Origin of the sequence: Pseudomonas migulae (assembly GCF_043225285.1) — a bacterium.
GTDB lineage: Bacteria > Pseudomonadota > Gammaproteobacteria > Pseudomonadales > Pseudomonadaceae > Aquipseudomonas > Aquipseudomonas migulae_C.
This window is the reverse complement of record NZ_CP171224.1, coordinates 1,094,903-1,116,031: the sequence shown is the minus strand read 5'-3', so window position 1 is coordinate 1,116,031 and position 21,129 is coordinate 1,094,903. Positions and strand designations below refer to the sequence as shown.

At 61.8% G+C, this 21,129-nt stretch carries 22 protein-coding genes; 10 read left to right on the top strand and 12 right to left on the bottom strand.

The window, feature by feature from the left end:
* Nucleotides 1-103: 103 nt before the first annotated feature.
* Nucleotides 104-829 (bottom strand): 4'-phosphopantetheinyl transferase, encoded by a 726-nt coding sequence (locus ACF6ZU_RS05170; protein WP_392890818.1) that lies wholly within the window; start codon nucleotides 827-829, stop codon nucleotides 104-106.
* A 153-nt stretch (nucleotides 830-982) separates the two neighbouring features.
* A complete protein-coding gene (locus tag ACF6ZU_RS05165) occupies nucleotides 983-1,774 on the bottom strand; it encodes a dienelactone hydrolase family protein (protein WP_392890817.1) in 792 nt (263 codons plus the stop codon).
* Between the two features lie 142 nt (nucleotides 1,775-1,916).
* Between ACF6ZU_RS05165 and ACF6ZU_RS05160 the strand changes: the two genes are divergently transcribed.
* Genes ACF6ZU_RS05160 through ACF6ZU_RS05150 form a run of 3 tightly spaced genes read left to right on the top strand, consistent with a single transcriptional unit; the run spans nucleotide 1,917 to nucleotide 4,291 of the window.
* Nucleotides 1,917-2,219 carry a hypothetical protein gene (locus ACF6ZU_RS05160; protein ID WP_392890816.1) on the top strand — a complete coding sequence of 101 codons (303 nt, stop codon included), beginning with the start codon at nucleotides 1,917-1,919 and terminating at the stop codon, nucleotides 2,217-2,219.
* A gap of 51 nt (nucleotides 2,220-2,270) precedes the next feature.
* Complete coding sequence (locus ACF6ZU_RS05155; RefSeq protein ID WP_054054836.1) at nucleotides 2,271-2,948, top strand: response regulator; 678 nt, start codon at nucleotides 2,271-2,273, stop codon at nucleotides 2,946-2,948.
* Nucleotides 2,945-4,291, top strand: a complete 1,347-nt coding sequence (locus ACF6ZU_RS05150; protein WP_392890815.1) for an ATP-binding protein — start codon at nucleotides 2,945-2,947, stop codon at nucleotides 4,289-4,291. Before ACF6ZU_RS05155 ends, ACF6ZU_RS05150 begins: the two co-directional genes overlap by 4 nt.
* A gap of 103 nt (nucleotides 4,292-4,394) precedes the next feature.
* On the opposite strand, the gene ACF6ZU_RS05145 is transcribed toward ACF6ZU_RS05150, so the two are convergent.
* Nucleotides 4,395-5,393: an AraC family transcriptional regulator gene (locus tag ACF6ZU_RS05145; RefSeq protein WP_392890814.1), complete on the bottom strand. Its 999-nt coding sequence runs from the start codon at nucleotides 5,391-5,393 to the stop codon at nucleotides 4,395-4,397.
* A 337-nt stretch (nucleotides 5,394-5,730) separates the two neighbouring features.
* On the opposite strand from ACF6ZU_RS05145, the gene ACF6ZU_RS05140 reads away from it, so the two are divergent.
* Both ACF6ZU_RS05140 and ACF6ZU_RS05135 read left to right on the top strand, forming a co-directional pair.
* Entirely contained in the window at nucleotides 5,731-7,065 is a 1,335-nt protein-coding gene (locus ACF6ZU_RS05140; RefSeq protein ID WP_392890813.1) for a dicarboxylate/amino acid:cation symporter, read from the top strand.
* A gap of 144 nt (nucleotides 7,066-7,209) precedes the next feature.
* The gene (locus ACF6ZU_RS05135; protein WP_392890812.1) at nucleotides 7,210-8,391 is read left to right on the top strand and encodes a CaiB/BaiF CoA transferase family protein; all 1,182 of its coding nucleotides are present in this window, start codon (nucleotides 7,210-7,212) and stop codon (nucleotides 8,389-8,391) included.
* A 121-nt stretch (nucleotides 8,392-8,512) separates the two neighbouring features.
* On the opposite strand, the gene ACF6ZU_RS05130 is transcribed toward ACF6ZU_RS05135, so the two are convergent.
* Complete coding sequence (locus ACF6ZU_RS05130) at nucleotides 8,513-9,007, bottom strand: SprT family zinc-dependent metalloprotease (RefSeq protein ID WP_392890811.1); 495 nt, start codon at nucleotides 9,005-9,007, stop codon at nucleotides 8,513-8,515.
* A 143-nt stretch (nucleotides 9,008-9,150) separates the two neighbouring features.
* On the bottom strand, nucleotides 9,151-9,753 hold the full coding sequence (locus tag ACF6ZU_RS05125; RefSeq protein ID WP_007899096.1) for a Yip1 family protein: 603 nt from the start codon (nucleotides 9,751-9,753) through the stop codon (nucleotides 9,151-9,153).
* 279 nt (nucleotides 9,754-10,032) lie between these two features.
* On the opposite strand from ACF6ZU_RS05125, the gene ttcA reads away from it, so the two are divergent.
* Both ttcA and ACF6ZU_RS05115 read left to right on the top strand, forming a co-directional pair.
* The gene (ttcA, locus tag ACF6ZU_RS05120) at nucleotides 10,033-10,857 is read left to right on the top strand and encodes a tRNA 2-thiocytidine(32) synthetase TtcA (protein ID WP_392890810.1); all 825 of its coding nucleotides are present in this window, start codon (nucleotides 10,033-10,035) and stop codon (nucleotides 10,855-10,857) included.
* A 131-nt stretch (nucleotides 10,858-10,988) separates the two neighbouring features.
* Nucleotides 10,989-11,663: a DNA-3-methyladenine glycosylase I gene (locus ACF6ZU_RS05115; protein WP_392890809.1), complete on the top strand. Its 675-nt coding sequence runs from the start codon at nucleotides 10,989-10,991 to the stop codon at nucleotides 11,661-11,663.
* Between the two features lie 97 nt (nucleotides 11,664-11,760).
* Here the strand turns inward: ACF6ZU_RS05115 and ACF6ZU_RS05110 are convergent, their stop codons facing one another.
* From ACF6ZU_RS05110 to arsC, 3 genes are read right to left on the bottom strand one after another with little or no spacing between them, the layout of a single operon-like run.
* Nucleotides 11,761-12,186 (bottom strand): DUF2069 domain-containing protein, encoded by a 426-nt coding sequence (locus ACF6ZU_RS05110; protein ID WP_392890808.1) that lies wholly within the window; start codon nucleotides 12,184-12,186, stop codon nucleotides 11,761-11,763.
* A gap of 1 nt (nucleotide 12,187) precedes the next feature.
* The gene (wrbA, locus tag ACF6ZU_RS05105) at nucleotides 12,188-12,784 is read right to left on the bottom strand and encodes an NAD(P)H:quinone oxidoreductase (protein ID WP_150634163.1); all 597 of its coding nucleotides are present in this window, start codon (nucleotides 12,782-12,784) and stop codon (nucleotides 12,188-12,190) included.
* Entirely contained in the window at nucleotides 12,781-13,134 is a 354-nt protein-coding gene (gene arsC, locus ACF6ZU_RS05100; protein ID WP_392890807.1) for an arsenate reductase (glutaredoxin), read from the bottom strand. Before arsC ends, wrbA begins: the two co-directional genes overlap by 4 nt.
* 114 nt (nucleotides 13,135-13,248) lie before the next feature.
* Here arsC and ACF6ZU_RS05095 point away from each other — a divergent pair, with 114 nt between their 5' ends.
* On the top strand, nucleotides 13,249-13,716 hold the full coding sequence (locus tag ACF6ZU_RS05095; RefSeq protein ID WP_392890806.1) for a TlpA disulfide reductase family protein: 468 nt from the start codon (nucleotides 13,249-13,251) through the stop codon (nucleotides 13,714-13,716).
* Nucleotides 13,717-13,859: 143 nt separating this feature from the next.
* Here ACF6ZU_RS05095 and ACF6ZU_RS05090 read toward each other — a convergent pair whose 3' ends face one another.
* The 4 genes from ACF6ZU_RS05090 to ACF6ZU_RS05075 all read right to left on the bottom strand — a co-directional run bounded on the left by ACF6ZU_RS05090 (nucleotide 13,860) and on the right by ACF6ZU_RS05075 (nucleotide 18,722).
* Complete coding sequence (locus ACF6ZU_RS05090; RefSeq protein WP_392890805.1) at nucleotides 13,860-14,264, bottom strand: META domain-containing protein; 405 nt, start codon at nucleotides 14,262-14,264, stop codon at nucleotides 13,860-13,862.
* Nucleotides 14,264-14,698, bottom strand: a complete 435-nt coding sequence (locus ACF6ZU_RS05085; RefSeq protein WP_392890804.1) for a hypothetical protein — start codon at nucleotides 14,696-14,698, stop codon at nucleotides 14,264-14,266. The genes ACF6ZU_RS05090 and ACF6ZU_RS05085 overlap by 1 nt, the downstream gene beginning before the upstream one ends.
* 77 nt (nucleotides 14,699-14,775) lie before the next feature.
* Nucleotides 14,776-15,768: a 2-hydroxyacid dehydrogenase gene (locus ACF6ZU_RS05080; RefSeq protein WP_392890803.1), complete on the bottom strand. Its 993-nt coding sequence runs from the start codon at nucleotides 15,766-15,768 to the stop codon at nucleotides 14,776-14,778.
* A 200-nt stretch (nucleotides 15,769-15,968) separates the two neighbouring features.
* Nucleotides 15,969-18,722: a response regulator gene (locus ACF6ZU_RS05075; protein WP_392890802.1), complete on the bottom strand. Its 2,754-nt coding sequence runs from the start codon at nucleotides 18,720-18,722 to the stop codon at nucleotides 15,969-15,971.
* A 214-nt stretch (nucleotides 18,723-18,936) separates the two neighbouring features.
* On the opposite strand from ACF6ZU_RS05075, the gene ACF6ZU_RS05070 reads away from it, so the two are divergent.
* On the top strand, nucleotides 18,937-19,659 hold the full coding sequence (locus tag ACF6ZU_RS05070; RefSeq protein WP_392890801.1) for a response regulator transcription factor: 723 nt from the start codon (nucleotides 18,937-18,939) through the stop codon (nucleotides 19,657-19,659).
* The gene (locus tag ACF6ZU_RS05065) at nucleotides 19,646-21,070 is read left to right on the top strand and encodes a histidine kinase sensor domain-containing protein (protein WP_392890800.1); all 1,425 of its coding nucleotides are present in this window, start codon (nucleotides 19,646-19,648) and stop codon (nucleotides 21,068-21,070) included. The genes ACF6ZU_RS05070 and ACF6ZU_RS05065 overlap by 14 nt, the downstream gene beginning before the upstream one ends.
* The last annotated feature ends 59 nt before the right edge of the window (nucleotides 21,071-21,129 follow it).

Here is a 21,129-nt window from a genome sequence, read left to right as displayed (position 1 = left end):
CATCGCGAGCAGGCTCGCTCCCACAGGGGATTTTGGGTCCGGCATAGATCCAGTGTGGGAGCGAGCCTGCTCGCGATGAGGCCCGATTCGACACTGCATATCTTCAGGCCTTGATACTGACCAGACTCAACAACTGCCCATCTTTCACCCCGAACTGCGCATCCAGCTCGGTACCGTTGCGCCATTCACTGGACAGGTCGGTCAGCAACCGCAGCCGCACCTCCCCAGCCTCGGTCCACTCCAGCACTTCGGCATGTTCAAAATAAAAGCGCTGCCGGACGATCGGGTACAGCGCCTTGAACAGGCTTTCCTTCACCGAAAAGGTCAGCGTCACCAGCAGCGCCAGTTGATCGCGACGGCCTGCGGCCATCCGCTGCAACTCGGGTGGCGTGAGGATTTCCCCGGCCAGGCGTTCCGCCCGCTCAGGGTTGAGCAGGTTTTCCAGGTCCATGCCCAGGCCGCGCCAATGGCGTTTCTGCGCGACGATCGCCGCCGCCCGGCCGGTGCTGTGGGTAATCGAGCCACTGATGTGCGCCGGCCAGACCGGCGCGCGGTCTTCGCCGATGGCCGGGACGACATTCAGTCCTTCCAGTTGCTGCAGCGCCGCCCGGGCGCAAATTCTCCCGGCGAGAAACTCGGCCTGACGCTTGGCCACCGAACGCTGGATGGTCGCCGGCGGTTCAATGGCACTGCGCTGAAAGTCATCGCTGGCCAATTGCGAGGTGTCGAAGTGCGTGCTCAGCAGCACCGTATCGGGCAGCACGAACGGCAGCGGCCAATGGGCATCGAGTGGAGTGCAGCAGACGGGCAGGGCGGGGAGGGCATTCATGTCGGGCATTTTGCCGGGTTGCCCTCGGGCTGGGTAGTGCAAAGGTTCAGAACCGCGGCGCGGCCAATCGCGAGCAGGCTCGCTCCCACATTGGAATGCATTTCAAATGTGGGAGCGAGCCTGCTCGCGATGGCCGCGCTGTGGTCTATCCGATCAACCAAATATCTTCTTGAAGAACGCCTGCATATCCGTCCAGGACTTCTCATCCGCTGCCTTGCTGTAACCAATGTCCGGCCCGCCATGGTCACCATGACTCAACCGATCCGCATCCGGATTGCTGAACCCATGCTTGGCCCCCTCCAGGTTGACGAATTGATAGTCCGCCCCGGCTTTGTCCATCTCGCTCTTGAATGCCGCGACATTTTCCGCCGTCACCATACTGTCCAGGGCGCCGTGCTCCACAAGAATCTTCGCCTTCACGCTACCCGGTGTGGCCGGGGTCTGGGTCGCCAGCGAGCCGTGGAAGCTCACCACCCCCGCGAGCGGTAAGCCCTGGCGCGCCGCATTCAACACCACGCCACCGCCGAAGCAGTAACCGATGGCGGCGATCTTGTCCGGATCGGTTTGCGCCTGTTTCTTCAACAGGTCGAGGCCGGCCTGGAAGCGAGCACTGGAGGCGGCGCTGTCCTTCAAGGCCGCCTGCATAAAGGACATGGCGTCCTTGGGATGCTCGGTGTTCTTGCCGTCGCCGTACATGTCGATGGCCAGGGCGCTGTAGCCCAGACCCGCGAGGTCACGGGCGCGACGCTTGGTGTACTCGTTGAGCCCCCACCATTCATGCACGACCACCACGCCGGGGCGTGGACCTTTGATGGCGTCGTCGTAAGCGTAATACCCAATCAGCTTGGTGCCGTCGGGGCTCTGATAAGGAATTTCCTGGGTCTTGATGGCGGCCTGGCTGAGCCCGCTCAAGGCCAGCAACAGTGCGGCGAGGAATATGCGCATGATCGGTTCTCCTGCAAAAAGTCGTTAAAACAGCCTAGTCGATTTGATTCAGCTCAGGTTCAGACTGTGTTCAGGGGGAGTTCAGGGGCCGTTGCGTAATGTAGCGTCGTACCCAAGCACCTGCGCATGAGGACATTCCCTGATGACTGGCTTTAAAAACCTGCTTCTGGCCTTCACTGTGTTGAGCGCGAGCACCGCGGCGTTCGCTTCCGGCGATAATCTCGACAGCCTTGTCGGGAAGACCGGTGAGAGGCTGAAAAAATCCCACCTCTTGAACCGCTTCAGCGCGATCGACGTGGTCAGTCATGACAGTGCCTGGGGTGCGCCTTTGGGCCAACAGAACCTGCCGGCCGATTACCGCGCCGGTTACGCCAACGTGTCGGTCTCGCACAATGGCATTAAACTCCGTCAGGAAGACCTCATGGGCCGCTATGATCTGTCCTGAAGCTACGCGTCGCTGTACCTCTGGAGAGGTTGATTTGCCTGGGAGAGCGTTATGAAACTGCTGGTCGTCGAAGATGAAGCGCTGCTGCGCCATCACCTGCAAACCCGCCTGACGGACAGCGGCCACGTGGTCGAATCCGTGGCCAACGCCGAAGAGGCGCTGTACCAGACCGAGCAGTTCAACCATGACCTGGCGGTGATCGACCTCGGCCTGCCCGGCATGGGCGGCCTCGACCTGATCCGCCAGTTGCGCTCCCGGGGCAAGACCTTTCCGATCCTGATCCTCACCGCGCGCGGCAACTGGCAGGACAAGGTCGAAGGCCTGGCCGCCGGTGCCGACGATTACGTGGTCAAGCCGTTCCAGTTCGAAGAGCTGGACGCGCGCCTGAATGCCTTGCTGCGCCGCTCCAGCGGCTTCACCCAGTCGACCATCGTCGCCGGACCGCTGTTGCTCGACCTCAATCGCAAACAGGCGTCCCTCGACGATCAGCCGCTGGCGCTGACCGCCTATGAATACCGGATCCTCGAATACCTGATGCGCCATCACCAGCAAGTGGTGGCCAAGGACCGCTTGATGGAGCAGCTCTACCCGGACGACGACGAGCGCGATCCGAACGTGATCGAAGTGCTGGTCGGCCGCCTGCGGCGCAAACTCGAAGGGCCGGCCGGGTTCAAGCCGATCGACACCGTGCGTGGCCTCGGCTACCTGTTCAATGAGCGCTGCACTTGATTCGTTCGCTTCGTGTCCGCTTGATGCTCGCCGCCACCCTGTTGGCGGTGTTGTTCATGCTGGCGTTGCTGCCGGCGATGCAGGGCGCGTTCAGCCTGGCGTTGCAGGATTCCATCGAGCAGCGCCTGGCGTCGGACGTCACCACGCTGATCTCCGCCGCCCGGGTCGAGGGCAACCGCCTGCAGATGCCGGCGCAACTGCCCGATGAACGCTTCAACCTCACCGACAGCCGCCTGCTCGGCTACATCTATGATCGCGAAGGTCACCTGGTGTGGCGCTCGAAAGGCACCCGCGAAGAGAACATCAACTACAAACCGCGCTACGACGGGCGCGGCAACGAATTCGCGCGGATCAGCGAAGCTGACGGCCAGGAATATTTTGTTTATGACGTCGAGGTCAAACTGCTCGGCGGCAAAAGCGCGGCGTTCAGCATTGTCACGTTGCAACCGGTGCGCGAATACGAAGTCACCCTCGAAGGCCTGCGGGAAAATCTCTACCTGGGGTTCGGCGCCGCGTTGCTGGTGCTGCTCGCCTTGCTGTGGATCGGCCTGACCTGGGGGTTACAGGCGCTGCGGCGGCTCAGCCAGGAACTCGACGAAATTGAAAGCGGCACCCGCGAAAGCCTCAGCGAACAACACCCGCGGGAACTGCTGCGCCTGACCGGCTCCCTCAACCGTCTGTTGCACAGCGAGCGTGAGCAGCGCAGCCGCTACCGCGACTCCCTCGACGACCTGGCCCACAGCCTGAAAACCCCGCTGACCGTGTTGCAAGGGGTCAGTGAGGACATGGCGCAGCGCCCGGAAGATCGTGATCAGGCCTGGGTGCTGCAAACCCAGATCGAACGCATGAGCCAGCAGATCAGCTATCAATTGCAGCGCGCCAGCCTGCGCAAAAGCGGTCTGGTGCGCCATCAGGTGCGGCTGCGCCCGGTGCTGCAAAGCCTGTGCGACACGCTGGACAAGGTCTACCGCGACAAACGTGTGCGGGTGGCTTTCGATCTGCCGGAGCACTGCTACGTGCCGATCGAGCAGGGCGCCTTGCTGGAGATGATGGGCAATCTGCTGGAAAACGCCTATCGCCTGTGCCTCGGCGAAGTGCGCATCAGCGTGCGTGAAACCCTCAGCGGCATCGAGTTGTGCGTCGAGGACGACGGGCCGGGTGTGCCGCCGGACCAGCGCGCGCGGATCCTGCAGCGTGGCGAACGGCTGGATCGCCAGCATCCGGGACAGGGGATCGGGCTGGCGGTGGTCAAGGACATCATCGAAAGTTACAACGCCAAGCTGACGCTGGGTGATTCACCGATGGGTGGCGCGGCGTTCCGGATTCATTTTCCGGTGGTTTGATGGCTGGAACACCGACGCCCCCTGTAGGAGCCGGCTTGCCGGCGATGGCGTCTTTGAAATCGCCATCGCCAGCAAGCTGGCTCCTACAGGGGATCGTGGCGTTTCAATTTTCCTGGGCGCGGTAGGCGCCGGGTGTCAGCCCGGTCCACTTCTTGAACGCCCGATGAAACGCCGACGGCTCGGAAAATCCGAGCTGCTCGGCAATCTGTTGCAACGACAGATCCGCCCGCCCCAGGTGATAAATCGCGATGTCCCGGCGCAACTGATCCTTCAATTCCTGAAAACTCGCCCCTTCTTCCCGCAAATGCCGGCGCAGTGTCTGCGGGCTGATGTGCAGGTGCGCGGCCACCGCTTCGAGGTCTGGCCAGCGTGCGCTGTCACGGCTGAGCAAGCGGCGCAGCTGGCTGCTCAGACTGTCGCCGTCGTCGGGGCGCGACAGCAGGTCGGCGGGCGAGCGTTCGAGGAAATGCTTGAGCGTCCGCTCATCCTGCAGCAGCGGCATGTTCAGGTAGCGACTGTGAAACAGCAGGCTGCTCTGCCCGGCGGAAAACACCATCGGGCAGGGGAATAGCAACTCGTATTCCGCCCCGTGTGCGGGCTTCGGGTAGCTGAACGTGGCTTGCTCGAGGCGGATGCGCTGGCCAATCAGCCAGCTGCCCAACCGATGCCAGACCATGAGCTGGCTTTCCGTGAGGAAATGGTCCGGGTCGCGGAACCGCGAGTCGTCGAGGCTCAGGCGGATCAAGTCGTCTTCGCGGGTCAGGGTCAGGCGCGGACCTCCGGGGAATAGGCTATAAAACAATAAGCCGCGATGCAGCGCCTTATCGAGGTTGCGGCAGTGAATCACCGCGTGACACATCATGGCGAAACAGCCGGTTTTACTCGGCACCGGCCCGAAACCGAGGTATTCATCGTCGAGGGCCTGCCACAGGCCCTGGATCAATCGGGTGAACTGTTCCGGCGCAATTCGCGCACGCGGTTCGTCCAGCAGCTCGGGGCTGATGCCGAGTTGTTGCAGCAGGTCCGAACAATCATGACCCAAGCGGCGCGCGCCACCGAGGACGGCACGGGCAAAGTGACTGGCAATGGTGCGTTCGCGCATAACAGGCAGATCCGTCATTGAACGACGGATGGTAGTCACGCTGCCTGATGATGAACAAGGCGGATATCCGCCAAATTGCAGGACGAGGTTTGGCGGATGGGCGGAAATCCGCCACGGTTTTGTCATGCGTTCGTGGCACGTTGAACCTGTAACCCCTGATGTCAAAAGGCTTGCAGGGTTTTTGGCAAAGGTGGCACGCCACTTGCGATACAACGAGCAGATGCCTGCCGTCGAGCAGCTCGAAAAAACAAATCCCTCCAGTGCAGGAGGGTTCGCAATTCTGGTGTCGCGGGCAACAGGTGGATGTTGTCACCGCGCACCCTTGAGGAACTTTGCAATGACGACTCGTCAGCCACTGTACAAATCCCTGTATTTCCAGGTGATCGTTGCCATCATCATCGGCATTCTGATCGGTCATTTCTATCCGCAGACCGGTGTGGCCCTCAAGCCACTGGGTGACGGGTTCATCAAGCTGATCAAAATGATCATCGCCCCGATCATCTTCTGCACCGTCGTCAGCGGTATCGCCGGCATGCAGAACATGAAGTCGGTCGGCAAGACCGGCGGTTACGCGCTGCTCTACTTCGAAATCGTTTCGACCATCGCACTGCTGGTCGGCCTGGTGGTGGTCAACATCGTCCAGCCGGGCAACGGCATGCACATCGACGTGACCACTCTGGATGCCTCCAAAGTGGCCCAGTATGTAGCTGCCGGTGCTGATCAAAGCGTCGTTGGCTTCCTGCTGAACGTGATCCCGAACACCATCTTCGGTGCGTTCGCGACCGGTGACATCCTGCAAGTGCTGATGTTCTCGGTGATCTTCGGTTTTGCCCTGCATCGCCTGGGTGCCTACGGCCGTCCGATCCTGGACTTCATCGATCGTTTCGCCCACGTGATGTTCAACATCATCAACATGATCATGAAGCTCGCGCCAATCGGTGCCTTCGGTGCCATGGCGTTCACCATCGGTGCCTACGGTGTCGGTTCGCTGGTGCAACTGGGTCAGTTGATGGCGTGCTTCTACATCACTTGCCTGCTGTTCATCCTGATCGTGCTGGGCGGTATCGCTCGCGCTCACGGCTTCAGCGTGCTGAAAGTGATTCGCTACATCCGTGAAGAGCTGCTGATCGTGCTGGGTACTTCCTCTTCGGAATCGGTACTGCCGCGCATGCTGATCAAGATGGAGCGTCTGGGCGCGAAGAAATCCGTCGTGGGTCTGGTGATCCCGACCGGTTACTCGTTCAACCTCGACGGTACCGCGATCTACCTGACCATGGCCGCGGTGTTCATTGCCCAGGCCACTGACACCCACATGGACATCACGCACCAGATCACCCTGCTGGTGGTGTTGCTGCTGTCTTCCAAAGGCGCCGCTGGCGTGACCGGTTCGGGCTTCATCGTTCTGGCCGCCACCCTGTCCGCTGTGGGCCACCTGCCGGTCGCCGGTCTGGCGCTGATTCTCGGCATCGACCGTTTCATGTCCGAAGCCCGCGCACTGACCAACCTGGTGGGTAACGCTGTTGCCACCATCGTTGTGGCCAAGTGGGTCAAGGAACTGGACACCGACGTACTGCAATCCGAGCTGGCTTCGGGCGGTCGCGGTATCTCCGACGAGCGCGTTGAAGACGACCTGGGCGTAGCCGAAGGCGCAACCCCAAGCAACGTCAAGTAACACTCGCTGTAAAGGAAAAACCCGCTTCGGCGGGTTTTTTCATGCCTGCCATTTGAGCGTAACGGTCACAGTTGCTGACACATCAGGTGATTGCTGCAATGCCATCAGCTGCCTAGGCTTGAGGCATCGCACTGGAGATCACTCATGCTCGGTCCACTGGCATCACTCAAGGTTCTGGATTTCTCGACATTGCTGCCGGGGCCGTTTGCCTCGCTGTTGCTGGCCGACATGGGCGCCGAAGTGCTGCGCATCGAGTCGCCGACCCGCCTGGACCTGCTGCGCGTACTGCCGCCCCACGACCAGGGCGTGTCGGCCAGTCACGCCTACCTCAACCGCAACAAGCGCAGCCTTGCGCTGGACCTCAAGCAGCCTGCGGCGCTGGAAATCATCAAGCAGTTGCTGCAGGACTACGACATCGTCCTGGAACAGTTCCGCCCCGGCGTGATGGAGCGCCTGGGCCTGGGTTATGGCGCGCTGAAGGCGATCAACCCGAAGCTGATCTACGTGTCGATCACCGGTTACGGGCAGACCGGCCCCTACAGGGATCGCGCCGGCCACGACATCAATTACCTCGCACTGGCGGGACTGGCGAGCTACACCGGGCGCGCCGACAGCGGGCCGTTGCCCTTGGGCATGCAAGTGGCGGATGTCGCCGGCGGCTCGTTGCACGGCGTGATCGGCCTGCTGGCGGCGGTGATCGCCCGGCAGCACACCGGGATGGGCCAGCATCTGGACGTGAGCATGACCGACTGTGCGTTCAGCCTGAACGCCATGGCCGGTGCCGGATACCTGGCCTGCGGCGAGGAGCCGTGCAGGGAAGACCAGGTGCTCAATGGCGGCAGCTTCTACGACTACTACCGTTCGCGGGATGGTCGCTGGCTGTCGGTGGGCAGCCTGGAACCGGATTTCATGAAGCAACTGTGCACGGCGTTGGGGCTGGAGGAACTGGCGGCGCTGGGCTTGTCGCCTCAACCGGCCCAGCGGAAGAAGCTCAAGGACGCGCTGCAGACCGAGTTCGAGAAGCACGACTTTGCCGAGTTGTGCGCGCTGTTTGCCGAGCTCGATGCCTGTGTTGAACCGGTTTTGAGGTTGAGCGAGGCCGTTCAGCATCCGCAGTTGCAGGCACGGGAACTGGTGACCGACGTGCCGCGCGGGGACGGGTCGAGCCAGGCGCAGATGGCCTGCCCATTGAAGTTTTCCGAGGGGTTGCCGGCGCCGAGGCATATCGGTGCGGCGCTGGGGGAGCATACAGACCAGGTGCTGGGGGAGTTGGGGTTTGGTGCGCAGCGGATAGAGGAACTGAGGCGTGCCAAAGTGATTCTCTAGTGCCTGTCAGGCCGCCATCGCCAGCAGGCTGGCTCCCACAATAGATCTGTGGCGTATCGATGATCCCCTGTGGGAGCCAGCCTGCTGGCGATGAGGCCGGCCCAAACACCACAAATCCGACCTATTCGACCCGCATCTCTCCACTGAACACCAGCGTGCTCCGGCACCGTCGGCACAAATACCGCCGCCCCTGCCGCACCAGGCTATGGCGTTGCGCCGAAAACGGGAAATCGCTGTCCGCGCACGGGCACTTGTAGATGTAGCGGGTCACGCTCCGCCGCTTGACGTCATAGGTGTGGCAACGATTGGGCGGCAGTTCGTACACGCCGCGCATGATCAATTGCCACTCTTCGCCGTGGGGCTGGATACGGTCGCCAAACAACTGGTGAGCGATCAGGTGCGCAACCTCGTGGGCCACGGTCTGCTTGAGGAAGTCTTCGGTGTTTTCCCGGTACAGCTGCGGATTGAAGCGCAGCAGGTTCTCGTGCAGGTGCGCGACCCCGGCTTTTTGCCCGCGCAGCTTGAGGCTCACCACGGGGCGTTTGAAGGTTCGTTTGAAAAAGGATTCAGCTTGTTGGAAACAGTCTTCGACGCGGGTATTGAGTTGCTCGGGCATGCTTGATGGATCTCCAGAGACGTCGAGTATGCCGCAACCCTGGGGCCTTGCGAATCGTGGAAGTGCCGAATGGTCATCGCCGGGCATGAGAAGGCCGCCTTGCGGCGGCCTGTATTGGCAGATCTGGTTTTTTTGATGTGTTGCTAATTCGTATAGACCGGCCCCACGCCGAGTCCCCAGACAATCACGGTAAACGCCATGATGGCCACCAGCACCACCAGGCCCACCGCAAGCACCGAACTGGAAAACAGGAATCCCTCGTCTGATGGAATGTTCATGAAAGTAGGCAAGCCTACGTACAACAGGTACACCGTGTAGCAGATGGCCGCCGTCCCGACGATCATCCCCAGCCACATATGTGGGTACAGCGCCGCGAGGCCGCCAATGAACAGCGGGGTCGCGGTATAGGTCGCAAACGCAACGCAACGGGCCAGGCTCGGATTCGCGTCATAGGTGCGAGCCATCCAGTGGATAAACGCGCCCATGACAGCAACGCCCCCGAGCATCGCCAGGTACGACATGATCGTCATCCATAGCGCGCTTTCTGTCGTCAGCATCACCGGCGCTCGACTGCCGATGACCCAGCCGACCTGTGTGGTGCCGATAAACGCCGACACGGCGGGGATCGCCGCCAGAATCAGCGTGTGGGTCAGGTACATGTGGCTGATGCTTTCCTCTTGGTCGCCACGGATTTCTTTCCATTCCTGGTCGGGGTGGGTGAAGAGCCCCACTACGTGATGGATCATGCCAGTCACTCCTCTTGTTTTTACCGTCGCCCCCCAGTGGAGCGCCTACAGGCCAAAGTGGCCTCGTAAGTAAAGGTCTGGATATGTGTGCGACCTTAATTCGCAGTATAGAAAGGTCTTAACCCCGCAGGTTGCAGGGCTTTAGAGCAAATCGCGCTGTAAACAGGGCTGTTAATCGCTGCTGGCACTGTCAACCACAGGGGGATCGTGGGTACTTCGCCGACAGCGCGTTTTTGCGTAAAATGCCGGCCTTTCGTCACACCTCACGGATTCCGCGTCATGGGCACTCTCACGGTCAACCAGAACAAACTGCAAAAGCGCCTTCGCCGACAGGCCGGTGAGGCTGTCGCCGATTTCAACATGATTGAAGACGGCGACAGGGTCATGGTCTGCCTGTCCGGCGGCAAGGACAGCTACACCATGCTCGATGTGCTGATGCATTTGCAGAAGGTCGCGCCGATCAAGTTCGAAATCGTCGCCGTGAACATGGACCAGAAGCAGCCGGGCTTCCCGGAGCATGTGCTGCCGGCCTACCTGAAAGAGCTGGGCATCGAGTACCACATCGTCGAGAAAGACACTTACTCGGTGGTCAAGGAGCTGATCCCGGAAGGCAAGACCACCTGCTCGCTGTGCTCGCGCCTGCGTCGCGGCACGCTCTACACCTTTGCCGATGAAATCGGCGCGACCAAGATGGCCCTCGGTCACCATCGCGACGACATCGTCGAGACGTTCTTCCTCAACATGTTCTTCAACGGTTCGCTCAAGGCCATGCCGCCGAAACTGCGCGCCGACGACGGCCGCAACGTGGTGATCCGCCCGCTGGCTTACTGCAACGAGAAAGACATTCAGGCCTATTCGGACCTCAAGCAATTCCCGATCATCCCGTGCAACCTCTGCGGTTCGCAGGAAAACCTGCAGCGTCAGGTGGTCAAGGAGATGTTGCTGGACTGGGAACGCAAGACCCCGGGCCGTACCGAAAGCATCTTCCGCAGCTTGCAGAACGTGATCCCCTCGCAATTGGCGGACCGCAACCTGTTCGACTTCACCAGCCTGCGTATCGACGAGACCGCGATGTCGCGGTTCGTAAACGTTGTAAACCTCTAAACACAATCACTGTGGGAGCCAGCCTGCTGGCGATTGCGGTGGGTCAGACACTTCATTGTTGACTGATCCGCCGCCATCGCCAGCGGGCTGGCTCCCACAGTGGTCTATTTACCTACTCATCAGGAGAGGGCATGCGCGATTACAAGTGGCTGCACGAATACTGTCTGAACCGCTTCGGTTCCGCAGCCGAACTGGAAGCCCATCTGCCCGTTCCCAAGACTCCCGCGCAATTGCGCAAGATCAGCGACGACCGCTACCTCTCGACCATGGCGCTGCGCGTGTTCCGCGCCGGGCTCAAGCACAGCCTGGTGGATGCCAAGTGGCCGGCCTTCGAAGAAGTGTTCTTCAAGTTCGACCCGGAAAAAGTCGTGCTGATGAGCGCCGAACACCTTGAGCGCCTGATGCAGGACGCGCGGATCATCCGCCACCTGGGCAAGCTCAAGAGCGTGCCGCGCAATGCGCAGTTCGTGCTGGACGAGGCCCATGGACGGGGTAGCTTTGGTGCGTTGATCGCCGATTGGCCGGTGACCGATATTGTCGGGTTGTGGACGTACCTGAAAAAGCGCGGCCATCAATTGGGTGGGCTGTCGGCTCCGCGATTCCTGCGCATGGTCGGCAAGGACACCTTTGTGCCGAGCTATGACGTGGTGGCGGCGCTGAACGCGCAGAAAGTCATCGACAAAGTGCCGACCAGCCTGCGGGACCTGGCCACGGTGCAGGGCGTGTTCAACCAGTGGCATGAAGAAAGCGGCGGGCGGCCGATGAGCCAGATTTCGATGATGCTCGCCTACACAGCCAATCATTGAGACCGCGTCGACTCCATCGCGAGCAGGCTCGCTCCCACAGGGGAATTGTGTCGTCCACAAAACCTGTAGGAGCGAGCCTGCTCGCGATGGCGATCTGTCAGGCGACGGAAATCTCGCCCTCGCCAGCCAGTTTGCGATTCAACTGAAACCGCCACCGCACATACAACAGTGCCGAGCAGAACACCGCCAGGCTCGCGCCCATTTCCAGCAAACCGAACACCTGCCGGTTCGGGTCATACGCCGCCAGTGCGCCCTTGATGAAATACAGGTTCACCACAAAACACATCCACGAATGCCCGCGTGCGCTGCCGACGATCATCCCTGGCGCCAGCAACAGCAGCGGCACCAGTTCGATCAGCAGAATCACCCACGGCCGCGCGCCATGCAGGTCGGCGACCGCCAGGTAGTAGGCGCAGAGCAGCCCCACAAGGCCGAAATAGCACAACAGGCTGATGACACGCATCGCCCGAACCCGCGGTTCGAGCCATTCGATGGACGGCAGGATCTTCGGCTTTTTCGCCATCTCAGCTCACCAGTTTTTGCGCGGTCTTCGCCAGCCGCAGGCCCAGGGCCCGGCACAGCGCCACTTCATGTTCATTCAAACCCAGTTTGCCATCGGCGCCGGCGTGATGACTGGCGCCGTACGGGGTGCCGCCGCCACGGGTTTCCAGCAATGCGGATTCGCTGTACGGCAGGCCGGTGATCAGCATGCCGTGGTGCAGCAGCGGCAGCATCATCGACAGCAGCGTGGTTTCCTGACCGCCGTGCAGGCTGGCGGTAGAGGTGAACACGCCAGCCGGTTTGCCCACCAGCGCGCCCGTCAGCCACAGGTTGCTGGTGCCGTCGAGGAAGTACTTGAGCGGCGCGGCCATGTTGCCGAAACGCGTCGGGCTGCCAAGTGCCAGGCCCGCGCAGTTCTTCAGGTCGTCGAGGCTGGCGTACAGCGCGCCTTCATCCGGAATATCCGGCGACACCGCTTCGCACTCGGTGGAGATCGCCGGCACGGTACGCAGTCGCGCTTCCATCCCGGACTGCTCGACACCACGTGCAATCTGCCGCGCCATTTCATTGGTCGAGCCGCTGCGGCTGTAATACAGGACCAGAATGTACGGCGCACTCACGGCAGCAACTCCAGTACATTCTCCGGCGGACGGCCGATGACGGCTTTGTCGCCGACTTCGAGAATCGGTCGCTCCATCAGTTTCGGATGCGCCGCGATGGCCGCGATCAATTGCGCCTCGCTCAGGCTGGCATCAGCGAGGTTGAGGGTTTTGTATTCGTCCTCGCCGGTGCGGAGCAGCTGCCGGGCGCTGAGGCCGAGCTTTTTCAGCAGGCTCTGCAATTGCGCGGCGTCCAGCGGGGTCTCGAGGTAGCGGACCACGGTCGGGGTCAGGCCACGGGCTTCGAGCAGTTCGAGCGCACCGCGGGATTTCGAGCAGCGCGGGTTGTGATAAAGCGTCAGATCGGTCATGTGCGGGTCGCATCTTGCGTAAGGTGGCGGCTATTCTAACCGTGCAGCGCGTAATCCAGAACCTTGGGAGGCGATGGGTCGCAGGCGCATTCAATTTTGAACAAGGAACACGACATGACAAGGCGACTGGCAGCGGCACTGGCGATCTTCGGGACGCTGATGCTGGGGGGCTGCGGCAACGACTATGGCATCGATCAGAACGGCCAGAAAGTCGCGGCCGAACGTCTGGACAAACAATGGCTGGTGCTCAATTACTGGGCCGAATGGTGCGGCCCGTGCCGGACCGAAATCCCGGAGCTGAACGGGCTGGCCGAGCAGTTGAAGGACAAGAAGATCGGCGTGTTCGGGGTCAACTTCGACAATGTGCAGGGTGAAGAACTGAAAAGCGCCAGCGAGAAGCTGGGCATCAAATTCACCGTGCTGGCGCAGGATCCGGCGGAGCTGTTCGAACTGCCGCGCAGCGAGGCGTTGCCGGTGACTTACATCATCGATAACAAGGGCAAGGTGCGTGAACAGTTGATGGGCGAGCAGACGGCGGCGGGGGTGATGGCAAAGCTCGAAGCACTAAAAGCAACCAACTGACTCACGGACCTGTAGGAGCCGGCTTGCCGGCGATTGCGGTGTATCAGACGACATCAATGTCGATTGACCCGCCGCCATCGCCGGCAAGCCGGCTCCTACAGGTGTGTGTCAGGCGAAATCATCGTTGGCTGGCCGGCAGGGTCTCAGCCTTCTTCAAGCCACCAACGCAGCGGCTTGCCTTCGGCCGGCCAGAAGCGCATCTGATCGATCGGCGAAACATCCCAGCGCTGGACGTTTTCCAGGGCCTGGAGGAAGCGTTTTTCCTGTTCCATGATGGCCGGCGCACACAGCTTGCGAGTGCTGCCGACCTTGCCGAAACTCAGTTTGTCGCCATCGAGCGTATACGGCGCGAACCAGTGGTTGCAGCCGCCATTGCCATAAGCCCGACCATCCTCACCGAGGGTGACGGTCAGGTGGCTGTAATCCATCAGCGGACGCTCGCCGATCCATTCGAGAATGTAGCTGCGGTTCTGTTGCAGTTGCACCGGCTCGGCGGCGCAGCCCAGCAGGCTGGCACCGACCATGGCGGTCAGAGCGAGGCGTTTCATCACGCGGGCTCCTGGCATTTCGGGCACAGGTGTTTTTCGCCGACGGACTTCCAGCCCAGCTCGGCAATCCGCGCGTTGGCGGCAGGCTTTTCAGCCTTGTTGCCCAGCTTGGCGTCGACCGCGAACTCGAAGCTCAGTTCTTTGGCACAGCTGTCGCAGTTGACGTTCCAGGTGTGGATCGCCAGCTCGCCGAACACCGGGCCACTGGCGACCGCAACCCATTGGCCGGGCGGGTTGATCAGGTGGCGAACCGTTTCGACGGTCAGGCGCATGGACAAGTCCTTGGCACCTTTGAGGGTCACGACCAGCACGTCATTGTTGCGAATCGAGCCGCCGTTGCCGGTGACTTGATAACGCCCCGGCACGAGGGCGCGGCATTCGGTGAGGGTGTGTTGCGGGTTCATCAGGCTATAGCGGAAATCGTGTTCGACCATGGGTCCTCCAAATATGCGCGGCATGCTAGCACGGACATCGACGCCGCACCGCGCAGGGAGATGACCTTCGATCCGGTTCAGCCAGCGTCGACCTGATTTTGCAGGTGTCCGGCCGCCCAGGCCGCAATGTTCTGCAACGTTGTCGCCGCAATGGCGCCCAGGGCTTCACGGGTCAGGAAGGCCTGGTGAGCGGTGACGATCACGTTAGGGAAGGTCAGCAAGCGCGCCAGCACGTCGTCCTGCAGTGGCAGGTCGGAACGGTCCTCGAAGAACAGCTGTGCCTCTTCTTCATAGACATCCAGCCCCAGATACCCCAGCTGGCCGTCCTTCAACGCGTCGATCAGCGCCGGCGTATCCACCAGACCGCCGCGCCCGGTATTGATCAACATGGCACCGGGTTGCATGTGCGCCAGCGACTCGCGGTTGATCAGGTGTTTGCTCTGCTCGTTGAGCGGGCAGTGCAGGCTGATGATCTGCGACTCGGCCAGCAGTTGCGGGAGGCTCATATAACGAGCGCCTAGGGCTTCGACCTGCGGATTGGGGTAGGGGTCATAGGCCAGGAGCTGGCAGCCGAAACCGTTCATGATTTTCGCGAAGGTCGCGCCAATCTGCCCGGTGCCGACCACCCCGACCGTCTTGCCCACCAGGTCGAAGCCGGTCAACCCGTGGAGGCTGAAATCGCCTTCGCGGGTTCGGTTGTAGGCGCGGTGCAAGCGGCGGTTGAGCGCCAGGATCAGCGCGACCGCATGTTCGGCCACCGCATGGGGCGAGTAGGCCGGGACCCGCACGATCGACAATCCCAGGCGCTTGGCCACTGCCAGATCGACATGGTTGTAACCGGCCGAACGCAGGGCGATCAGGCGTGTGCCGCCCGCCGCCAGGCGTTCGAGCACCGGCGCGCTGAGGTCATCGTTGATGAAGGCACAGACCACCTCGTGGTGTTCCGCCAGTGCTGCAGTGTCCAGGCTCAAGCGTGCCGACTGGAAGTGCAGCTCGATGCCGGCGGGGAGGTCGGCGGCGAGAAAACTGTCGCGGTCGTAGGTCTGGCTGCTGAAAAGAATGGTGCGCATGGCGTCCTCCTGGAAAATCACGCGGTGTGCCTCGTACTGAAAACCTCAGGCTCACCTCGATCCCTGTAGGAGCTGGCTTGCCAGCGATGGGGCCCTCGAATTTTGCATCGTCTTCGAGGTCGTCATCGCTGGCAAGCCAGCTCCTACAGGGGGATTGCGTTGAGACTAGCGCTGATGGCGATCAACGCCATTGCGTTGCATCAAGCATTTATACGCGCATGCGCCGCCAGGCGATTGATCGCGCGGTCGAGGTCTTCCAGGGCGACAGGGGCTTTCGGGTCCTGTTGCTTGAGCAGGGTTTCACTGCGCTGGCAGGCCGCGCGCAGTTGCGGCACGCCGCAGTAACGGGTCGCGCCGTGCAGGCGATGGACCCGCTCGATCAGCGCGTTGTGATCGTTGGTTTCCCGGGCCACGCGAATCGCCTCTCGGTCGGCTTCCAACGACGCCAGCAACATCGCCAGCATGTCCGCCGCCAGATCCGCCTTGCCGGCGGCCAGGCGCAAACCCTCCTCATGGTCCAGCACCTGCAAGTCCTGGGCGTTGCCATGGCTGTCGCCGGAGCGCTCCGGCCCTTGATTGCGCAACGCAAGGCCGGTCCACTTCAACACCACCTGGGCCAGTTGCCGTTCGCTGATCGGCTTGGTCAGGTAATCGTCCATGCCGCTCTGCAGCAGCGCGCGTTTTTCGTTGGCCATGGCGTGGGCGGTGAGGGCCACGATCGGCAGCGGTGTGCTATGCCGTTCGCTTTCCCATTGGCGAATGGTTTCGGTGCTCTGGCGTCCGTCCATGCCAGGCATCTGCACGTCCATCAACACCAGGTCGAAGGTCTCGTTCTGCACCGCCTTGACCGCGGCGTACCCACTTTCCACCGCAAGCACTTTGGCGCCGAGGTCTTCGAGCAGGGTTTGCACCAGCAGCAGGTTGGCCGGATTGTCGTCGACACACAGCACCTTCGGCGCACGGCTCGATACCGGTTCGCCGGGATCGCTGCGTTGCTGGCGCGGATTGACCAGATCGGACAACGCTCGGCGCAGCTTGCGGGTGCACGCCGGTTTGGCCTGAAGCTGACTGTGCGGGTTGGGTACCGAGAGGTGGAACAGCGTCTGTTCGGTGGTCGGGCATAGCACCAACACTTTGCAGCCGAGGTGTTCGAGGTCCCAGATGTGTTGGTTGAGACGTTCTGGCGGCATGTCGTTGCTGGTGATGCCGAGCACCGCGAGGTCGATGGCCACATCGGTCTGGTGTGCGCCGGTGACGCCATTGGTCAGGCTTTCCAGGGTGTTGAACGGCGTGACTTCCAGGCCACAGTCTTCCAGCTGATGCTGCAACGCCTGACGGGCCAGTTCGTGGTTTTCCAGTACCGCGACCCGACGCCCGAGCAACGGCGCAGCGGGCAGGTCCTCGGCATCGTCACGGGTTTTCGGCAGGCTCAGGCTGATCCAGAATTCCGAGCCTTCCCCCGGCGTACTGTCGACGCCGATCTCGCCGCCCATCTGTTCGATCAGGCGTTTGGAAATCACCAGGCCCAGACCGGTGCCGCCGGGTTGCCGCGACAGCGAGTTATCGGCCTGGCTGAAAGCCTGGAACAACGCGCGCACATCCTCGGTCGACAGGCCGATGCCGGTGTCCTGGATGCTGATGCGTAGTTGCACGCTGTCTTCGTGTTCTTCTTCGAGCATGGCGCGGGCGACGATGGTGCCTTCGCGGGTGAACTTGATCGCGTTGCTCACCAGGTTGGTGAGGATCTGCTTCAGTCGCAGCGGGTCGCCCACCAGCGACAGCGGCGTGTCGCGGTACACCAGGCTCACCAGTTCCAACTGTTTGGCATGGGCGGCGGGGGCGAGGATGGTCAGGGTGTCCTGCAGCAGGTCGCGCAGGTTGAACGGAATATGGTCGAGCACCAGTTTGCCGGCCTCGATTTTCGAGAAGTCGAGGATCTCGTTGATGATCCCCAACAAGCTGTCGGCGGACTTTTCGATGGTGCCCAGGTAGTCGAGCTGACGCGGGGTCAGTTCGCTTTTTTGCAGCAAGTGGGTGAAGCCGAGAATGCCATTGAGCGGCGTGCGGATTTCATGGCTCATGTTGGCGAGGAATTCGGATTTGATCCGGCTCGCCTCCAGGGCTTCCTTGCGCGCCAGGTCCAGCTCGATGTTCTGGATTTCGATGGTTTCCAGGTTCTGGCGCACGTCTTCGGTGGCCTGGTCGATGCTGTGCTGCAATTCTTCCTGGGCATTCTGCAGGGTGCCGGCCATACGGTTGATGCCGGACGCCAATTCATCCAGTTCCTGACTGCCGAGCGGTGGCAGGCGCGTTTCCAGGTGACCGTCCTTGAGTTGCGCCACCGCTTGTTTGATCTGGCTCAGCGGCCGATTGATCGTGCGGCCCATGCGCAAGGCCAGCAGCGCCGCGCCGAGCAGGCCCGCGCCGATCAATAGCAGGCTGGCGAACAGGCTGCGATAGCCGCGCAGCAGCATGCCGTTGTGGGACAGTTCGAGTTCGACCCAGCCCAGCAGGCGGTCGGCTTCTTCGGGAATCAGGTCGCCGGCGAGGTTGCGGTGCTTGCCGAACACCGGCAGCAGGTAACGCGTCGCATCGTTGCCACTGCGTCGCAGCATCTGCGAGCCATTGCCCAAGGGCGCCTGGTTGAGCATGGTCGGGCCGGCGTGGGCGAGGGGCGAACGGTCTGCGGCGAGGAAGGTCACCGCACGGACGTCGGGGGTTTCCAGGGATTGGGTGGCGATGCGTTCCAGCAGCTCGGTGTCCCTGTGGCCCATGGCCGGGGCGACGAGGGGGGCGAGTTGTTCGGCGATCATTTCGCCGCGCTGCATGAGTTGGGTTTGCAGGTCCGATTGCTGCATCCAGGTAAAATAGCCGCCCAGCACCAGAGCCATCAGGCTGGTCGGAAGCAAGGTCAGCAACAGCACGCGGCCTTTAATTCCCAGTTTCTTGAGCACGCCTCTCTCCTGCATCCAGCCATTTAGGAACCTGCGCGTACGTCCGGCACGCGCCACTGGGGCAGTGTAGCGATTTGCAGGCGGGCATTCTTCGTAAAATTGATGTCGTCATTCGTCGGGCTGATCGCCGCTCAGGCCTCGCGGGCAAACCTTGGGTTGCCCCCGGCGAGGCAATCTTGAATAATCGTCAACTGAGAATTATTTGCAGATACTCATGACTCCCATCTCTGTTGGCCATCCCCGAATCCTTTCCATCGAAGACGATCTGGTGCTCGGTGCCTATGTGCACGAGCAACTGGGCCGCAGCGGTTTCCAGGTGACCTGGTGCCAGAACGGGCAGGAAGGCCTGGCGATCGCCCGCGAACAGGCGTTCGATGTGGTGCTGATGGACATCCTGCTGCCGGGTATGGATGGCTTGAACATACTGACCCAATTGCGCCAGAGCCATTCCACGCCGGTGGTGCTGATGTCGGCGCTGGGGGCCGAAGCGGATCGCATCAGCGGTTTCCGCCTCGGTGCCGATGATTACCTGCCCAAGCCCTTCAGCATGGCCGAATTGCGCGTGCGCATCGAAGCGATCCTGCGGCGCGTGGCGCTGGATCGCCGGCCCGCACCGGAACCGGTTGAGCCGGCGGCGGACAGCCTGCAGTTCGACGAGGAGCGGTTCGAGGTGTTCTTCGGTGAGCACGCCGCCGGCCTGACCCGCAGCGAATACCGTTTGCTCGACACGCTCAACCGCAACGGCGATGAGGTATTGAGCAAGGCCTTCCTTTATCAGCACGTCCTGCAGCGGGGATATGCGGCCCACGACCGCAGTCTCGACATGCACATCAGCCAGATCCGTCGCAAGCTCAAGGCCATCGGCTACACCGAGCGGGAAGTGCGCACGGTCTGGGGCAAGGGCTACGTGTTGAGTGCCGATCATGAAGTGGTCTGACCTGCCGGGCAGGCATTCGTTGTTCTGGAAACTCGCCTGTCTGCTGGTGGCGTTCTGTCTGCTGATGATCTGGCTCAGTTGGTCCTGGGGCCGCTACATGGAGGAACGCAACCAGTTTCTGTCGGACGAGGCCCGCGGCACCCTGACGCGCTACGCCACCGAAGCCGAGCAGGCGTGGCTACAGGGGCAGAGTGCAGGTGTCGATGACTGGCTGCAGTCGATGCGCGAGCGTGAAAAAGGCTGGGCGGGCGTCATTGGCGGCGATTTACAGTCGTTGAGCAGCTATCCGTTGACGGACCAGGAAATCGAGCGCCTGACCTTTCTGCGCGGCCTGGACTGGCCCATCCACAAAAAACGACTGCCCTGGCTGCGCGTGCCGTTTCCCGGCGACTCATCCGCCGGAAGCCTGGTGATCGAACTGCCCAAGCGCTTCATGCCCGGGCGCTATCGAGTGTTCTGGCGGGTGATCACCAACGGTGTGATCCCGGGGCTGTTTACCTTGCTGTTGTGTGTCGGGCTGTATCGCTTGCTGGTGGTTCCGCTCAATCAACTGCGCGAGCAGGCCAATGCCTGGCGCGCCGATCAATTGGGCGTGCGTTTGTCACAGCACACCACCAACCGTTCCGATGAACTGGGTGAACTGGGCCGCGCGTTCGATCACATGTCCGAACGCCTGCAAAGCACGGTGGCCCTGCAACAACAGCTGCTGCGCGACTTGTCCCATGAATTGCGCACGCCGTTGAGCCGCTTGCGTGTAGCCAGCGAGGGCGAGCAAAGCCTGGCGCAACTGCGCGAACGCATCGGCCGTGAAGTCGACGGCATGCAACGCCTGGTCGAGGACACGCTGCAACTGGCCTGGCTCGACACCGAACGCTCGCCGTTGCCCGACGAAGCGATCCAGATTCAGGCGCTGTGGGAAATGCTCACGGAGAACGCCTGCTATGAAAGCTGCTGCCCCACTGATCAATTACAGTGCCTGGTGGATTCATCCTGCTGGGTGCGCGGCAATCTCAACACCCTGGCTCAGGCCCTGGAAAACATTCTGCGCAATGCCATTCGTCATTCGCCGAAGGGCGGCGTTGTGCGTCTGGATGGAAGGCGTGAAGGCCGGTACTGGCATCTGTGGCTGGAGGATGAGGGCGGCGGGGTGGCTGAAGAGGACCTGGAGCGGATCTTCTCGCCGTTCACCCGGCTGGATGGTTCGCGTCCCGGTAATGGTGGCTTCGGGTTGGGATTGAGCATTGCGAGAAATGCGGTGCAGCGCCAGGGCGGGCAGCTTTGGGCTGAAAACACCGGGGCGGGGCTGCGGCTCAACATGCGGTTGTTGGCGGATGCCGGTGGCATCAGTGATGACGCCATCGCGAGCAGGCTCGCTCCTACAATGGGTGCGTGCAGGCCGCAAAGTGTGTGACCGCATCTGATCCCCTGTAGGAGCGAGCCTGCTCGCGATGGGGCCCTCAGGGTCAACAT

Excerpts from the sequence above, each read along its gene's own strand:
- ACF6ZU_RS05170 (WP_392890818.1), bottom strand. The coding sequence starts at position 829 with ATGAATGCCCTCCCCGCCCTGCCCGTCTGCTGCACTCCACTCGATGCC.
- ACF6ZU_RS05165 (WP_392890817.1), bottom strand. The coding sequence starts at position 1,774 with ATGCGCATATTCCTCGCCGCACTGTTGCTGGCCTTGAGCGGGCTCAGC.
- ACF6ZU_RS05160 (WP_392890816.1), top strand. The coding sequence starts at position 1,917 with ATGACTGGCTTTAAAAACCTGCTTCTGGCCTTCACTGTGTTGAGCGCG.
- ACF6ZU_RS05155 (WP_054054836.1), top strand. The coding sequence starts at position 2,271 with ATGAAACTGCTGGTCGTCGAAGATGAAGCGCTGCTGCGCCATCACCTG.
- ACF6ZU_RS05145 (WP_392890814.1), bottom strand. The coding sequence starts at position 5,393 with ATGCGCGAACGCACCATTGCCAGTCACTTTGCCCGTGCCGTCCTCGGT.
- ACF6ZU_RS05140 (WP_392890813.1), top strand. The coding sequence starts at position 5,731 with ATGACGACTCGTCAGCCACTGTACAAATCCCTGTATTTCCAGGTGATC.
- ACF6ZU_RS05135 (WP_392890812.1), top strand. The coding sequence starts at position 7,210 with ATGCTCGGTCCACTGGCATCACTCAAGGTTCTGGATTTCTCGACATTG.
- ACF6ZU_RS05130 (WP_392890811.1), bottom strand. The coding sequence starts at position 9,007 with ATGCCCGAGCAACTCAATACCCGCGTCGAAGACTGTTTCCAACAAGCT.
- ACF6ZU_RS05125 (WP_007899096.1), bottom strand. The coding sequence starts at position 9,753 with ATGATCCATCACGTAGTGGGGCTCTTCACCCACCCCGACCAGGAATGG.
- ttcA (WP_392890810.1), top strand. The coding sequence starts at position 10,033 with ATGGGCACTCTCACGGTCAACCAGAACAAACTGCAAAAGCGCCTTCGC.
- ACF6ZU_RS05115 (WP_392890809.1), top strand. The coding sequence starts at position 10,989 with ATGCGCGATTACAAGTGGCTGCACGAATACTGTCTGAACCGCTTCGGT.
- ACF6ZU_RS05110 (WP_392890808.1), bottom strand. The coding sequence starts at position 12,186 with ATGGCGAAAAAGCCGAAGATCCTGCCGTCCATCGAATGGCTCGAACCG.
- arsC (WP_392890807.1), bottom strand. The coding sequence starts at position 13,134 with ATGACCGATCTGACGCTTTATCACAACCCGCGCTGCTCGAAATCCCGC.
- ACF6ZU_RS05095 (WP_392890806.1), top strand. The coding sequence starts at position 13,249 with ATGACAAGGCGACTGGCAGCGGCACTGGCGATCTTCGGGACGCTGATG.
- ACF6ZU_RS05090 (WP_392890805.1), bottom strand. The coding sequence starts at position 14,264 with ATGAAACGCCTCGCTCTGACCGCCATGGTCGGTGCCAGCCTGCTGGGC.
- ACF6ZU_RS05085 (WP_392890804.1), bottom strand. The coding sequence starts at position 14,698 with ATGGTCGAACACGATTTCCGCTATAGCCTGATGAACCCGCAACACACC.
- ACF6ZU_RS05080 (WP_392890803.1), bottom strand. The coding sequence starts at position 15,768 with ATGCGCACCATTCTTTTCAGCAGCCAGACCTACGACCGCGACAGTTTT.
- ACF6ZU_RS05070 (WP_392890801.1), top strand. The coding sequence starts at position 18,937 with ATGACTCCCATCTCTGTTGGCCATCCCCGAATCCTTTCCATCGAAGAC.
- ACF6ZU_RS05065 (WP_392890800.1), top strand. The coding sequence starts at position 19,646 with ATGAAGTGGTCTGACCTGCCGGGCAGGCATTCGTTGTTCTGGAAACTC.